The sequence below is a fragment of the Candidatus Sysuiplasma jiujiangense genome (assembly GCA_019721075.1).
In the GTDB taxonomy this organism is placed as follows: domain Archaea; phylum Thermoplasmatota; class Thermoplasmata; order Sysuiplasmatales; family Sysuiplasmataceae; genus Sysuiplasma; species Sysuiplasma jiujiangense.
The window spans coordinates 44,963-58,259 of sequence record JAHEAD010000008.1; the positions used below are offsets into that span (position 1 = coordinate 44,963).

Annotated in this window: 12 protein-coding genes; 7 read left to right on the forward strand and 5 right to left on the reverse strand. The window is 51.0% G+C overall.

The annotated features are described in order from the left end of the window. Positions 1-34: 34 nt before the first annotated feature. The 4 genes from KIS29_05965 (at position 35) to KIS29_05980 (ending at position 4,066) form a co-directional block, all read left to right on the forward strand. Positions 35-2,125, forward strand: coding sequence for a minichromosome maintenance protein MCM (locus KIS29_05965; GenBank protein ID MBX8639867.1), 2,091 nt, complete (start codon positions 35-37; stop codon positions 2,123-2,125). 29 nt (positions 2,126-2,154) lie between these two features. Beyond that, positions 2,155-2,430 carry a DUF424 family protein gene (locus KIS29_05970; GenBank protein MBX8639868.1) on the forward strand — a complete coding sequence of 92 codons (276 nt, stop codon included), beginning with the start codon at positions 2,155-2,157 and terminating at the stop codon, positions 2,428-2,430. Between the two features lie 18 nt (positions 2,431-2,448). Next, entirely contained in the window at positions 2,449-3,183 is a 735-nt protein-coding gene (locus KIS29_05975) for an HAD family hydrolase (GenBank protein ID MBX8639869.1), read from the forward strand. A gap of 217 nt (positions 3,184-3,400) precedes the next feature. Next, complete coding sequence (locus tag KIS29_05980) at positions 3,401-4,066, forward strand: hypothetical protein (protein MBX8639870.1); 666 nt, start codon at positions 3,401-3,403, stop codon at positions 4,064-4,066. 2 nt (positions 4,067-4,068) lie between these two features. On the opposite strand, the gene KIS29_05985 is transcribed toward KIS29_05980, so the two are convergent. Genes KIS29_05985 through hpaE form a run of 4 tightly spaced genes read right to left on the reverse strand, consistent with a single transcriptional unit; the run spans position 4,069 to position 9,043 of the window. Further along, on the reverse strand, positions 4,069-5,091 hold the full coding sequence (locus KIS29_05985) for a hypothetical protein (protein MBX8639871.1): 1,023 nt from the start codon (positions 5,089-5,091) through the stop codon (positions 4,069-4,071). Positions 5,092-5,128: 37 nt separating this feature from the next. Next, positions 5,129-6,070, reverse strand: coding sequence for a 3,4-dihydroxyphenylacetate 2,3-dioxygenase (hpaD, locus tag KIS29_05990; GenBank protein ID MBX8639872.1), 942 nt, complete (start codon positions 6,068-6,070; stop codon positions 5,129-5,131). A 9-nt stretch (positions 6,071-6,079) separates the two neighbouring features. Further along, positions 6,080-7,528, reverse strand: coding sequence for a 4-hydroxyphenylacetate 3-monooxygenase, oxygenase component (gene hpaB / locus KIS29_05995; protein ID MBX8639873.1), 1,449 nt, complete (start codon positions 7,526-7,528; stop codon positions 6,080-6,082). Between the two features lie 30 nt (positions 7,529-7,558). After that, positions 7,559-9,043, reverse strand: coding sequence for a 5-carboxymethyl-2-hydroxymuconate semialdehyde dehydrogenase (hpaE, locus tag KIS29_06000; protein MBX8639874.1), 1,485 nt, complete (start codon positions 9,041-9,043; stop codon positions 7,559-7,561). A gap of 267 nt (positions 9,044-9,310) precedes the next feature. Between hpaE and KIS29_06005 the strand changes: the two genes are divergently transcribed. The 3 genes from KIS29_06005 to KIS29_06015 are packed head-to-tail and all read left to right on the forward strand — an operon-like array spanning position 9,311 to position 12,054. Beyond that, positions 9,311-9,847, forward strand: a complete 537-nt coding sequence (locus KIS29_06005) for a hypothetical protein (GenBank protein ID MBX8639875.1) — start codon at positions 9,311-9,313, stop codon at positions 9,845-9,847. 5 nt (positions 9,848-9,852) lie between these two features. Further along, positions 9,853-11,004 carry an SPFH domain-containing protein gene (locus tag KIS29_06010; protein MBX8639876.1) on the forward strand — a complete coding sequence of 384 codons (1,152 nt, stop codon included), beginning with the start codon at positions 9,853-9,855 and terminating at the stop codon, positions 11,002-11,004. A 12-nt stretch (positions 11,005-11,016) separates the two neighbouring features. Further along, a complete protein-coding gene (locus KIS29_06015; protein MBX8639877.1) occupies positions 11,017-12,054 on the forward strand; it encodes a zinc ribbon domain-containing protein in 1,038 nt (345 codons plus the stop codon). A 30-nt stretch (positions 12,055-12,084) separates the two neighbouring features. Here KIS29_06015 and KIS29_06020 read toward each other — a convergent pair whose 3' ends face one another. Further along, a complete protein-coding gene (locus tag KIS29_06020; GenBank protein MBX8639878.1) occupies positions 12,085-13,266 on the reverse strand; it encodes a mandelate racemase/muconate lactonizing enzyme family protein in 1,182 nt (393 codons plus the stop codon). Between the last annotated feature and the right edge of the window lie 31 nt (positions 13,267-13,297).

Sequence of the window (13,297 nt, forward strand, 5' to 3'; positions counted from 1 at the left end):
CATTTCTCACTGTCAGTGAACCCGTGAGATACAGATGGCTTATTCTGCAGTGATTCAGTACAGCGAGGAGGCACTCGTAGCAAAATGGGAGGAATTCTTCAATGAAACGGGTCTCAGAAGCCAGATAATGATCCTTGCAGACAAGTATCCGGAAGAACGGAGTGTGATGGTTCAGTTTTCCATCATAGACAGGTTCGACCCGGATTTTGCAGTCTTCCTGCTGGAGGATCCGACAAAGTCATTTCTTGCCTCACAGAAGGCCATAAAGAACCAGCTGGCACCTGAACGCCAGAACGTTTTGCTCAATCTGCGGGTAACCGGTCTCCCTGCAGACTCCCACATTGACATCAGGTATCTGAGGAGCAAACACCTGGGCAAATTTGTGTGTATAGAGGGACTGGTGAGAAAGGTCACGGAAGTGCGACCAAGGCTGCTTTCTGCGGCATTCAAGTGCGTGCGATGCGATGAGATAAATATCGTAGAGCAGGAAGGTATGATTCAGAGGGAACCACTTGAATGCTCGAAATGCGGCAAGGGACCAGGGGCCACGAAGTTCACTCTCATTCCTGAGGAGAGCACGTACATAGACACACAGAAGATAGAAGTGCAGGAGCCACCGGAGGGGTTGCGTGGAGGGGCCCAGCCGGAAAGACTCGAAGGGCACCTGATGGACGACATAACCGGAAGAATTTCCCCGGGTGACAGGGTAATTCTTAACGGAACACTCACAGGTGTACAGAAAACAGGACCACAGGGAAAATCAACACTTTTCAATATAATGCTGCAGGTCAATTCAGCAGAATACAGGGAACATGAATACGACGAGATCCAGATCACGCAGGAGGATATTGAGCAAATAAGGGAAGTCGCATCCAGAGGCGACATACTGCACGAGATTGCATCGTCGATATCCCCGACCATATACGGCTTCGATTTTGAGAAAGAGGCGTTCACGCTGCAACTGTTCAGCGGTGTATCCAAAGAGATGCAGGACGGTACGCGTATAAGGGGAGATATACACATACTTCTTGTAGGCGATCCGGGACTGGCGAAGAGTCAGCTACTGAGATATATGTCCGAGCTTGCACCGCGTGGCATATATGCCAGCGGAAAGAGTTCGTCCGCCGCCGGACTCACAGCTGCAGCTGTCAAGGATGAGTTCGGCGAAGGGAGATGGACTCTTGAAGCCGGCGCCCTCGTTCTTGCGGACAAGGGAATAGCCTGCGTCGATGAGCTTGACAAAATGACAGACTACGACAGGAGCGCAATGCACCAGATTATGGAGAGCCAGATAATCACCGTCGCAAAGGCGGGCATAACGGCGACGTTACAGGCCCGCTGCTCCATACTGGGTGCTGCCAACCCCCGTTACGGAAGATTCGAGGATGAGCAGCTCATCGCCGACCAGATCGATCTTCCTCCTGCGCTTCTCTCAAGATTCGACATGATATTTGTCCTCAAGGACAGACCTAACAGCGCAATTGACAGGAATATAGCGGATCATATTCTCAAGGCGCACAGAGTGGGTGAAAAAAGAAAAGTCCAGAGACTGCCTGAAGGCATTTCCGAAGAAACCGTTACGGAGGAGAGCAAACTTGTCGAACCGCGATTCGACAGGCAATTCCTGAGGAAATACGTTTCGTATGCAAAGAGAATCAATCCGGTTCTCAGCGACGATGCAATAAAGCTCATACAGGAGGAATATCTCAGAATACGTAAGATGGGCGAAGGGCAGGGCGCATCTGTACCCATAACGGCGAGGCAGCTTGAAGCATATGTGAGACTGTCTGAAGCAAGCGCAAGGGGACGGCTGAGTACCACGGTTGAGCGAGAGGATGCCGACAGGGCAATACGGATTGTCGGTTACTACCTTGCAAAGGTTATCGGTGGAGACATAGACAGGATTGCAGGTGAAATGAGCCACAGCCAGAGGGCCCATGTAAGCGTCATCCTTGATATTGTCAGAAAGGGCGGGGCAGATGGCATATCATTGGAGGAAATACTCGCCGAATCCGGCAGATACAATATAAGTGAGACTGAAACCCAGAGGCTCGTGGAGAAACTGTCCAAGGCCGGAGAATTATTCGAAATCAGGTCAGGTATTTACGGCCTGGTCCAAAAGTGATTTTATTGTTTTCCATAAAGATCCACAAGATGCCGAAAGAGACAATACTGGCGGTGTGCGACAGCGAAATTCTTGGCTGTAAATTCTCGGACGGAGAAAAGAGAATTGAAGTCTACAGGAGCTTCTACGGCGAGAAGGAAATAGCAGAAGAAAATCTGGAAAAATATCTGGTCAATGCAACGATAGTAAATCTCGTCGGACAGAGGGCGGTATCGCTTGCAATCAGTCTGGGATACGTCGATCCTGAAAGAATACTAACAATCGGAAACACTGTTCATGCCCAGTTTGCGGTTCTCGGGAGATGACGTTCGGTGGAGCGGAATATGCGGAGAGTACTGAAGTGTGTGATGCTCGATTTCGGCGGGACAATGATGTACCTGCGAAAGCCGTTTGAAGAAATACTGAATGAAGGCAATTTGGCTGTTTTCGAATTTGTCAGGGAACATGGCGCAGATGTTGACCTTGGTGAATATACGGAAACAAGCAGGAGGATTTTCTCAACATTCAAATCGTTTGAAGACGCAGAAAACAGGGACATCCCGGATACAGAGAAATATTACGCTGTTGCCTCGGAACTTTTTCCGGACATTACTGCAGCAGAGACAAAAAAGATGTCACAGACTATGAGTGGTTTGTTCTGGGATATTGTATCAAAATACCAGCTTCCTTCCCGGGGGCTTGCCGATGTGCTCAAGGAACTCAGGAATGGCGGCAAGAAGCTCGGAATTGTCTCGAATCACCACAACGGAGCCTCGCTGAGAAACTGGCTTTCGCAAGAGAATTTTGACAGATTCTTCGATGCAGTAGTTGTTTCCTCGGAGGTTGGATTCCGTAAACCGGACATCAGAATTTTTAAATTTGCTCTGAGCAGACTCGGTGCGCTTCCAGGCGAGACGCTCTTCGTGGGAGACGACATCAGAAACGACATTATTGGCGCAAGAACAGCAGGAATGGAGACGGTTCTGTTCTGCGGCAAACCGGCCAATTCGAACGGTTATGAATCAGAAGCAAAGGGACACGCCATAAAGAATTTCAGAGAACTTCTGGACATCATTTAAATTTCATGACCCGATATCACACTGCCGATCACCCGGACTTTCTGTCCTTTCACAAAAATGATTTGCCAGCAGTGACCTGCGCCTTGCCCGGCTTCTGCAGAAATGGCGGGCACAGGCACTTCCCAAAGATAGCAGCTGGATTCGAATTCCGGCATTCTGGCAATTCATGATCCGACGGCGCCAGTCTTGAAAAGCTCCGTTTCAAATAAGTTTATTATTGGGCTCATCCCTCCTCCTCATGAGGGAGAGGATGGGTGATTTACTCGGAATCCTGAGTGCGGTGTACGGTTCGTTTTCTCCGTGGAGCATTGCTTCGCTCCTGTCGAAGGATATTGGAGCCAGACCGGATCCTGGCGTGCTTCTTTTCATACTTGCACTGGCAGTCGGCCTGATAATTGCCGGTAGAAAGATGTGGAACATGATATTCATCAGCTACGGTGCGGCGGCCGGATTTGCGCTTTCGCTTTTTCTGTTCAACGCCCTCGGTCTTTCCGGCGCATGGCTTGTCGTGCTGATCGTAGTGCCCGTAGTTTCTGCTGTCCTCTTTTACAAGCTGTCCAGGCTGTTTGTATCCGCAGCCATAGCCGTTACCGGGGCCGGCATAATTCTTTCACTGACACATTCACTGGCATATTCGGTGGCATTATCAGTTGCAGCTTTCGCGGTTGCATATATATTCTACAGGAGCCTTTCATCGTTGCTTGCAGCGCTTCTTGGATCGTCTCTGCTCCTGCTGTTTTTCATTGAACTGGGCATACCGTCCGCTTCGCCGCTGGTTCTTTCGCTGATCTGCTTCACCACAGGAATACTGCTCCGTTATCTGGTGTCTGTTATCGAAGGGCTGTCCGAAAGAAAGCGCCCGCTTTTTCTCAATGCAGGCTGATTTTAAGACGGCTTCAGCAGATAAAGCCTGTCGCCGAGTCTGACCACACCAACTTCCTTTCCCCGGGACAGATTTTCTCCACACCTGATGCTTTCTTCCTCGGCTGAATTCCTTTCCATCACCGTAACAGATCCCTTCCCTGCAGCGGTGATGATCGCCGTGCTTTCGATTTCCCTGCCGCCGATGAAACGGAGCCTTTCCAGCTCGGCCGGTTGGACCTTCAAGCGTCTTCCGTCCTCCATCGATTCGAGAACAACTCCTCCTGTGGTATCAACGACTCTGTAGAATCTGTTCTCGAATTCAACATAGTCACGCGCAGAAAACATCGGTACGCGGATGAGATAAGTCGTTCTGAATATATTTTTACCGTCCTTCTGTCCGTACAGTGTGCGGGTTCTGGATACACCGGAACCGTATCGCTGTGCGGTGCTCCTTGCTATGGCATACCCTGCTGAACTCGAGCTCAGATTTATGTCGAATCCCCCCCTCGTTGCCTTTATGCTCGATATGAAAAAATTAGGTTCGCGCTTTTCCAGCTCCTCCCCCAGCTTCCTGACATGATCCGCGGCGCCGGCAAGCACTTCCTTCCGTTCGTCCCCCAGCGCCCTGATCTGTATTGTTGATTCAAAATAATGGCCGCTCCTTCTGCTGCAGGTCGGGCAGGTGTTTCTGCGGATGTGAACAGCGACGTCATTTTGCTCATCTTTCAACATTCCGTCCTTCTCTGCAGTGACCGATATATGCAGCCGGGATGATAGCCGATCGTCCCTGAATCCTGTTGCGCTGTACGACACAATTTTAGCCCCTCTCGGCAGAACAATGCTCTTCCTGACATCCGAGCAGACGTATGACCCGAGGTCGGGTGCAGCTACCCAGTGCGCACCGTTTTTGACCCGCCCGCAGGAAGGGCATACATCAAAGCTGGCTGATGCGGGGACAGTTGCTATCGGCTCTCCCTGGGAATAGCAGTCTCTGCAGAATACAGCCCCTTTTACGGCCTCCTTACCGCATTTGATACAGAACATTGCAGATCGAAAAGACGGTCAACCGACTAATTAACCTTTACCCGGTCATTGATCTGCGTCCTGGTATCTTTGAGACTGCACTTGCCTCCTTCTGCCAGCTCTCGGGTGCCGGTGTACCCCAGAAAGTCTGGCGTCTAGGATCGTCGATGTTCCACCTGACAGGCGGAAGGCCGGGATCAGCAGCCATATAGTCTCCCGTGTAAAGCTCGATCCTGTGTTTGTCTGTGTCCCTCAGATAAAGGAAAAATGCATTGGTGATACCGTGCCTGCCCGGTCCCCTCTCAATGTTGGCGTAACGACCCCTGGATGCCATTATGTCAGCACAGTCCAGTATGCTGCTCCTGTCCGAAACAATGAATCCAGCATGATGGAAACGCGGTCCCTGGCCCCGCATTATCGCCAGATCATGGCTGGAATATTTTCTCCTTAGCCATGCGGACTGGATAAACCCCTCCTCGTCAACGGTGTACTCGGAGAGAATAAAATTCAATCTGCCTGTATACCATTCCACCGCAGAAGGAACATCAGGCGTGAGTATATTGAAATGATCAATCCTCATAATTTTCCCTCCCCTGTAGGCGTCGAAATGCTGCAGCTTCCAGTCAACCTTCTCTATGCTGTAAAAGAACTCTACCGGAAAACCAAAAGGGTCCTGAAAGCGTATTGTTTCGCCAAGTCCCTCCTCCACCCCCTCTTCGGCAATAAAATCCAGTCCCTCGGAATCGAGGAATTTCTTCGCCTTCCCGACATCCTTCTCAGTCCTCAGGCTGAAAGCCATATGACCCAGCGAGGGACTGTCACCCTTCCTTAGCACAAGGCAGTGATGGATTCTGTCCTCAATCCCGCGAAGGAATATACTTTCACCGGCTGACTCAGTCTCGATAAAACCCAGCAGGTCGACATAGTAGCGTCTGGCTTCCTCAAGATTGGTCACAGCGTACTCAATGTGCGACGCCCTCACTATATCGATTTCATCCATCGTTTCACCTCATTTGTTACGTTCCAGAAAGTCGATCACCATCTGCCTGTAACCGGATGTGTCATACCATGAGTAGAAGGCGCTGGCCATGCGTACCGGATCGCCAAAAAAGAAGCGTTCATACATCTCCTGCCTGGAGCCGAATGAGCTGCCCGCAATGTCCCATGCAAGCTTGAATAGGCGGACCTTTTCCTCAGCAGAAGCATTCCTTCCCTGATAATACTTGTCTATGTGGTCCCTCATCTCGCTCTCCATGTCTTCTGCCGTGGGGAGGGCCATCAGACCGCTGGCTCCGAGCTGCTGGATAATCTCCCTGATTGAAGGGTAGACACGCGGATAGATGTTTCTGCCGACATTGAGATACTTGAATCGTGGTGTCATTATGCCCCATCTGTTTACACTGCTCTCCTTCTCAGCAGCCGTGAGAAGGGCGCGCATTGTTTCCAGTATCATCGCGACCCTTGCAACCTTCTCCTGGACGTGCTGAAACTGATCCAGTCCTATTGCATCGACCATCATGGATATGACACCAAGTATGAACTCCGTCTTTGCAATCTCCCTGATGACAACCTGATGTGACATGTGCACAACTGCTTCCGTTCTTTCATGCAGGACATTTGCCCTTTCGGCATCCTCGAGCAGAAATATCCTCTCACTCGGAACAAGCACATCGTCAAAGAGGACTACCGCATCCATTTCCTCAAATCTGTATGCGAGCGGATGATCGAATTTTGAATCAGAGTTGAAAGGCTCCCTGCATATGAACTTCAAGCCGGGTGTATCAACAGGAAGGGCAAATGCAAATGAATACGGCATGTCGTCGGATCCTGCCTTCAGCACGGTGGACGGAAAGACGATTATTTCATCGGCAAGGGGGAAGGTTGCAAGCATCCTTGCACCTCGAACAATGATGCCATCGCTTCGTTTTTCCACAATGCGCGCTGCAAGAAAAGGGTCCTTCTGTTTTGAGACAGAAACAGATCTGTTGATCTGGGGGTTTATGAGTGTATGCGTCATTAGCAGATCGTTTTCGCGCACATATTCGTAGTAGTTCCTGATGTTCTCGCCGAATGCTCTGCCGGATGAGGCAAAAAATTCTGATGCCGATGCCATTGCCATGATGCTGCTGTTCAGGTAGTCTGGTGTTCTTCCAAGCATCCCCCCGGAAAAATCCGCCCATCGCTTCATCATGTTCCTGCGTGACTCTATGTCCTTCACCGTAAGCGGCTGAAGAAAACTCATCCCGACCCTGTCGCCGGTTTCAGGCGAGATATAAGTCATTTCGTTCTCGAGTTCGGGGTCGCACTGCATGTCATAAAGCCTTGACATGGTCAGTGCCATTTGCCTGAAGGCGCCGTGCTGTGTTATGCCGGTAGTCACTTTCTTGCCGCCTATCCAGACTTCTCTTTTCGTCCTGTCAAGGTCTCTCAGGTAGTCCCGTCCACTTCTTGCCGGCAATTGAATTCCCTTACAGGTACCTGCTTTTCTTTATTTAGCTGACATCCTGCCAAAAACAGGTATGCTATGGTTTCCCAGTGCAACATGGACAGTCTTTTCCTCCATGTAAAAGTCGAAGCTGTAGGTTCCGCCTTCCCTTCCGATTCCGCTGCTTTTCGAGCCTCCGAACGGCGTCCTTAAATCCCGTACGTTGTGTGAATTTATCCAGCACATGCCGACATCCAGTGCGGATGCGACCCTGTGGACTCTCTCGACATTTCTGCTCCAGACATAGGATGCGAGCCCGTACTCGACATCGTTGGCGGCAGCTATTGCCTCCTCCTCGTCTGAAAATTTCATGGCGGATAAAACTGGCCCGAATATCTCCTCCCTGGCTATTTTCATACTACGCTCCACGTTTCCGAAGAGGGTAGGTTCGAGGAAATTCCCTTTTCCGAATTGCGACGGTCTCCTTCCGCCGGCAAGCAGTTTGGCACCCTCTTTCCTTCCCGAGGAGACATATGACATAACGCGTTTCCAGTGATCCGGATGTATTAGCGGGCCCAGTTCCGTTTCCTCATCGAAGGGGTCACCTACTTCTATTGCATTCACCCTGTCTGTCAGCGATTCAACAAAATCATCATATATTGTATCCTGCAGGAGGAGCCTGGAGTTTGCAGTGCATCTTTCGCCGTTGAGGGAAAATACTCCAAAAACAACGGCGTCAAGTGCGCGGTCCATATCGGCGTCGTCGAATACGATTGCCGGCGACTTCCCGCCGAGCTCCATCGAGAAACGCTTGAGGGAGGATGCGCCGTTCCTCATAATTTCCTTTCCGGTGGTTGTCTCTCCCGTAAACGAGATTAGTCTGACGTTTCTGTTTGCAACCAGTGATGATCCGGCTGTCTCGCCAAGGCCTTGGACAACATTGAACGCACCCACCGGCAGCGATGTCCTGCTGATTATCTCCGCAAGTTTCGACGCACTCAGGGGAGACCATTCGGCCGGCTTCAGGACGCAGGTGTCTCCTGCTGCAAGACATGGAGCGATTTTCCATGTCTCGAGCATCAGCGGGGTATTCCAGGGCGTTATGAGGCCCGCGACGCCGGCAGGTCTCTTTTCCGTATAGTTCAGGAACTGTCCCCTGAACGGGAAAGAGTGGCCGGAAATCTTCGTTGCCATCCCGGCAAAGAATCTGAAATTTTCCGCTGCCCTCGCAATCTGCCCCTTCGTCTGCCTTATGGGTATGCCTGTGTCAAGCGTCTCGATTTCAGCAAGTTCCTCAGAATTGGCCTCAATTCCCTCAGCAATTTCCATGAGTACATTGGATCTGTCCACCGGTAGAATTCTGCTCCATTCACCTTGGAATGCGTTCGCGGCAGCTGCGACAGCCTCGTCGATATCGGCAATGTCTCCGGCCGAAACCTGTGCGATGACCGAATTGTCAATTGGACTTAAGTCTGCAAATGAGCTACCGTTCCTGTTGCTGACGAAACTTCCGTTGATGTAATGCTTAACCGTTTGTCTTCTTGCCATGCTTTTCATTGACACAGCTCCGCCCAACCGTTAAAATACAGTTGGTTGACAGCGATAATGGCGTTACATAGGATTAAACATATCCTGCGAACCGCGGAAACGAGCTGATTCCAGGCTCTTGAACGCCATTTCTTTTACGGGGCCAGAACCGGTGTCTCCGTACAGAGCGCCTGATTTCACCCTGGGGGGAACGGAATTGGGACTACGAAATACGATTGCAGCGGCTCAACAATCAAATATTCGGAATAAAATAGACGGCCGAAACAGATGGACGGCGGAACTGACATCAGGAACAGGGTAAACGAAAGCAGAGGACTGCTTAAAAAAATACAGCTGCTGGTTCCCGGTTTCAGAGGATACAGGCAGCTTGAAGATCTTAGGGTTGCAGATGAACTTCTTCGCAGACAGGTTGCGTCGCTGCTCCAGTCAGGTGAGAGCAGCATCAGGAGCGCAAGATCAGCTATTGCGGCAAGGGGAGACTACGGTTCCCTCCAGCCCGTGGCATCGCTGCTCTCCAAGCTGCAGCTGCTCGAAGGTGAGATTATCCATGCTGAACAGGGCTACTCAGGCATCTCCCCCGCGATAAGGATGGATCAGTCGAAGCTTGAATCACTGTATGACTACGACTATGCATTCATATCTTCCGCATCAAAATTTTCCTCGGATGTTGCCGCATTCCCCTTAAGTTCGCTCACCGGGAACGAGCTTGTTGCGAGAATAACGCTTCTGTCCGGGGAAGTTGATGAGATAAAGGGGAAATGGAACGCGCGGATGACAGCTGTTGAAAACATAAAGGTCGTGTGAGACAAATGTTCGGTAAAAAATCAAAAGAAATACCGTATTCCGGCGGAAGCGTTGCTGGCTCGATAACCATTGCCTGGGAAACTCAGTTCAAGCAGGACAATGTTATGTGGAAGGTCCCGCGCCTTATAAGGCTCAACGACAATATCGTCGTAAGGGAGGATGAAATTGCGGTTTTCTACAGAGATGGGAAGGTACTTGCATATTTTGACAAGCCGAACAGATACGCGCTGACTGATTTCAACGCGCCGATAGTCGGACCGCTCCTAAAATTTTTCACAGGTGTCCAGCAGCAGGCCGAAGTTTACTATCTGCAGAAGAGATTTTTTGACAGCAAATTCGGAAGCACAGAACCGTATGAATTCACGGATGCCCTGTTTGGCGTCGTGAGTCTCCGTGTCTTCGGCGAGTACAGATGGCGTGTGTCAAATCCTGAGAATTTCATAAACCAGTTTGTAGGCACTTTCAATGAAGAAACGATGGAACAGGTGGAGAGCAGGCTGAGGGAGCAGATGGTCCTGCTCGTATATGCCGCCATAGGAAAGATGAAAGACAGCGGACTCAAGATAACAGACCTTGCCGCCAATCTTCCCAATATAGAGCAGGTGGTTCTAGGTTCATCCGCGGACCATTTCCAGCAGTACGGAGTTGAAATCAACAAGGTTCCGGGGCTTACAATAAGCCTGCCGGACAGCGTGCAGAAGGCAGTGGACACAAGATCCGAAATGTCGGTGCTGGGTGTAAATTATATGCAGTATCAGGCAGGGCAGGCGATGGTGGATGCGGCAAAGAACCCTTCAGGGGTTGCTGGTGTGGGAGCGGGACTTGGCGTGGGCATTGGAGCCGGAGCCGGCATGGGTTATGCGATGGGAGGTCAGATGATGGGCGCAATGCAGCCATCAAGGCAGTGCCCGAAATGCGGTGCGCTGATTACAACACAAACAAATTTCTGCCCCAACTGCGGTGCTCCGCTGCAGCAGGCGCAACCGGCCCAGCAGACAGTCAAATGCCCCAGGTGCAACGCAGACATTCCATCGGGAAGCAAATTCTGCCCCAACTGCGGTGCAGATGTGAAACCAGCGCCTGTCAAGTGTGCAAATTGCGGGTTTGAAATACAGACGAAAACGAAATTCTGCCCGAATTGCGGCAAGCCTCTGTGAGGTGACTGATGCATGTATTGCCTTAAGTGCGGTGCACAGCTCCCTGATGATGCAGCTTTCTGCTACAAATGCGGGACAAAGGTCCCATCTGCCACTACGCAGCCGAAGCAACCTGCCGCCGCAGATCCGGCGGATTCGCAGAACAATTCCCGGGCAGTGCTGGCGGACGCAGGGGCTACCGAGCTGAAATGCCCCGGCTGCGGCGCGCCGATCAAGCCGCAGTTCGGTGAAATGGTCGTTACTTGCGAATACTGCGGTTCAAGCGTCTCACTCGGTTCAGGAGGATGGCGCGGTGTGGAAAAGCATACAATGCTGCCTCTGAAACTCACAACAAAGGAACAGGCGCTCGAAAATATAAGGAGCATCATGGACCGCGGACTGCTCAAAAAACATCTCGAGGAGGATTCGGTAAACGAAGATATGACGCTGAGCGTCGTTCCTTACTGGATTGTGCCTGTTTCGGCCAGAACTGCATACACAGCAGTCGATGCCGCAGCAGAGGTGGGCAGTATAGCCACCACTGCGGCCCTCTTCGGCCTCATGGGCGGAGCATTCGGCGGAGGAGGAAGGAATTCGGGATTCGGGACTGGGATGATGGAAGGCGCCATGTTCGGCGGAATGGCGATGGGCGGCTTCGGCGGAGGACGCAACACAATACGCTCTTATTCGCTTGACCAGAATTACCAGTTTCCGGTCGTCGCAATGAAGGCGTTGAATGAATACCAGCCAAGGGATTATCAGTTTTCACTCCAGGAGAGGACGCTCTTCAGTACCACAGCAATACCAAAATTTGCAAAGATACTGAACGGTGACGTAGGCGAGGATTCAGCCAAAAATTCAGCCAAAACAAACGTCGACCAGGTGCAGTCGGAAAAGGTGCACAGACAGCATCACATGGTGCAGAAAATGGACACCCAGATGGACGTTTCGGATCCTGAACTGCTGCATGCTCCTGTCTGGTTTGCAAGGTTCAACCATAAGGGAAAAAAGATCGTAATCGTGCTTGACGGCAATTCCGGCGGCGTGATTAACAGCATAGGCCTCGACTGATTTCCGGCACGACCAGTTTGAACGGCCGCATCAGTAGCTTTTCCAGGTACCGCCTATTACCCACACGGGCTCATCGGGATTGAAATATTCCTGTCCCTCCACCTTGAGTTGTTCCAGCATTTTTTCATTCACGCTTATGCCGAGGCCCGGCTTCTTGCTTACGCTGAAGTGCCCTCCCTCGACAGGCGTTGAGTTTCCGATGAGATCCCTCTTCCATCCCGGAAAGAAGTCGTAGAATGCTTCCTGAATAAGGAAATTTGGTATTGACGCATCGACCTGGATAGTCACTGCATTCTGTATCGGCCCGAAAGCGTTGTGGAATGCCATTTCTATGCCGTAAGATTCAGCGATTGCAGCCATCTTCCTTGCCTCTGTCACGCCGCCACAGTTCGTTATGTCCGCCTGGAAAAAGTCCAGTAGATCGCGTGATGCAAGAGCAACAAAATGCTGTTTTGTCAGAACCCTTTCACCCAGTGCCACTCTTATGCCGGTGCTGTTCCTGTACTTCTCCAGGCCGTCGAAATCCTCAGGATGTACCGGTTCCTCCGCGAAGAGTGGATTGAATGGCTCAATCGCCTTTGCAATTCTGATTGCTGAATTTGGATTGAATCTGCCATGGTGTTCTATCATAAGGTCAACTTTATCTCCGGCGGCATCCCTGACAGCTTTAAGCCTCTCAACCGCCTGGCGTATTCCATTCTCATCAATCCAGTCAAAATACGGGCCGAATATGTCGAATTTCAGGCCCGTATATCCCATCTTCACGATTTCCTTTGTCCTTTTCGCCCATTGGTCCGGCGTGACGCAGTTGCTGTACCATCCATTTGCATATACCCTTATTTTGTCCCTGAAATTCCCGCCGATAAGCCTGTGAAGAGGTGTTCCCAGGCTCTTGCCAATAATGTCCCAGCATGCGATATCAAACGCGCTGAGCGCTGTTGTGCTCTCAAATGACTCGGACAGATAAAAATCGTGTTTATACCATTCCCACCTGTTTCGCTCCACATCAAACGGATCCCTGCCCTTGTAGACCCTCCCGACTTCCTTAAGGGAGGAGACCACGGGCTCGACCCTTAATGTCGGTACCGCTTCTCCATAACCCACAATACCGTCTGATGTCGTGACCCTGACCACAATAGCAGAAGAAGCCCATGTCTGCCCGCTGGCAACCTCCTTCCCGAGCTGATAAATTTCGTAGTCGCTTATTTTCATAGTGAGGCATAGCACATGGGATAGTAAAACA

What these genes read in the sequence shown, in the direction of transcription:
- KIS29_05965 (MBX8639867.1), top strand. Translation starts at nt 35, where the DNA reads ATGGCTTATTCTGCAGTGATTCAGTACAGCGAGGAGGCACTCGTAGCA.
- KIS29_05970 (MBX8639868.1), top strand. Translation starts at nt 2,155, where the DNA reads ATGCCGAAAGAGACAATACTGGCGGTGTGCGACAGCGAAATTCTTGGC.
- KIS29_05975 (MBX8639869.1), top strand. Translation starts at nt 2,449, where the DNA reads ATGCGGAGAGTACTGAAGTGTGTGATGCTCGATTTCGGCGGGACAATG.
- KIS29_05985 (MBX8639871.1), bottom strand. Translation starts at nt 5,091, where the DNA reads ATGTTCTGTATCAAATGCGGTAAGGAGGCCGTAAAAGGGGCTGTATTC.
- hpaD (MBX8639872.1), bottom strand. Translation starts at nt 6,070, where the DNA reads ATGGATGAAATCGATATAGTGAGGGCGTCGCACATTGAGTACGCTGTG.
- hpaE (MBX8639874.1), bottom strand. Translation starts at nt 9,043, where the DNA reads ATGGCAAGAAGACAAACGGTTAAGCATTACATCAACGGAAGTTTCGTC.
- KIS29_06005 (MBX8639875.1), top strand. Translation starts at nt 9,311, where the DNA reads ATGGACGGCGGAACTGACATCAGGAACAGGGTAAACGAAAGCAGAGGA.
- KIS29_06010 (MBX8639876.1), top strand. Translation starts at nt 9,853, where the DNA reads ATGTTCGGTAAAAAATCAAAAGAAATACCGTATTCCGGCGGAAGCGTT.
- KIS29_06015 (MBX8639877.1), top strand. Translation starts at nt 11,017, where the DNA reads ATGTATTGCCTTAAGTGCGGTGCACAGCTCCCTGATGATGCAGCTTTC.
- KIS29_06020 (MBX8639878.1), bottom strand. Translation starts at nt 13,266, where the DNA reads ATGAAAATAAGCGACTACGAAATTTATCAGCTCGGGAAGGAGGTTGCC.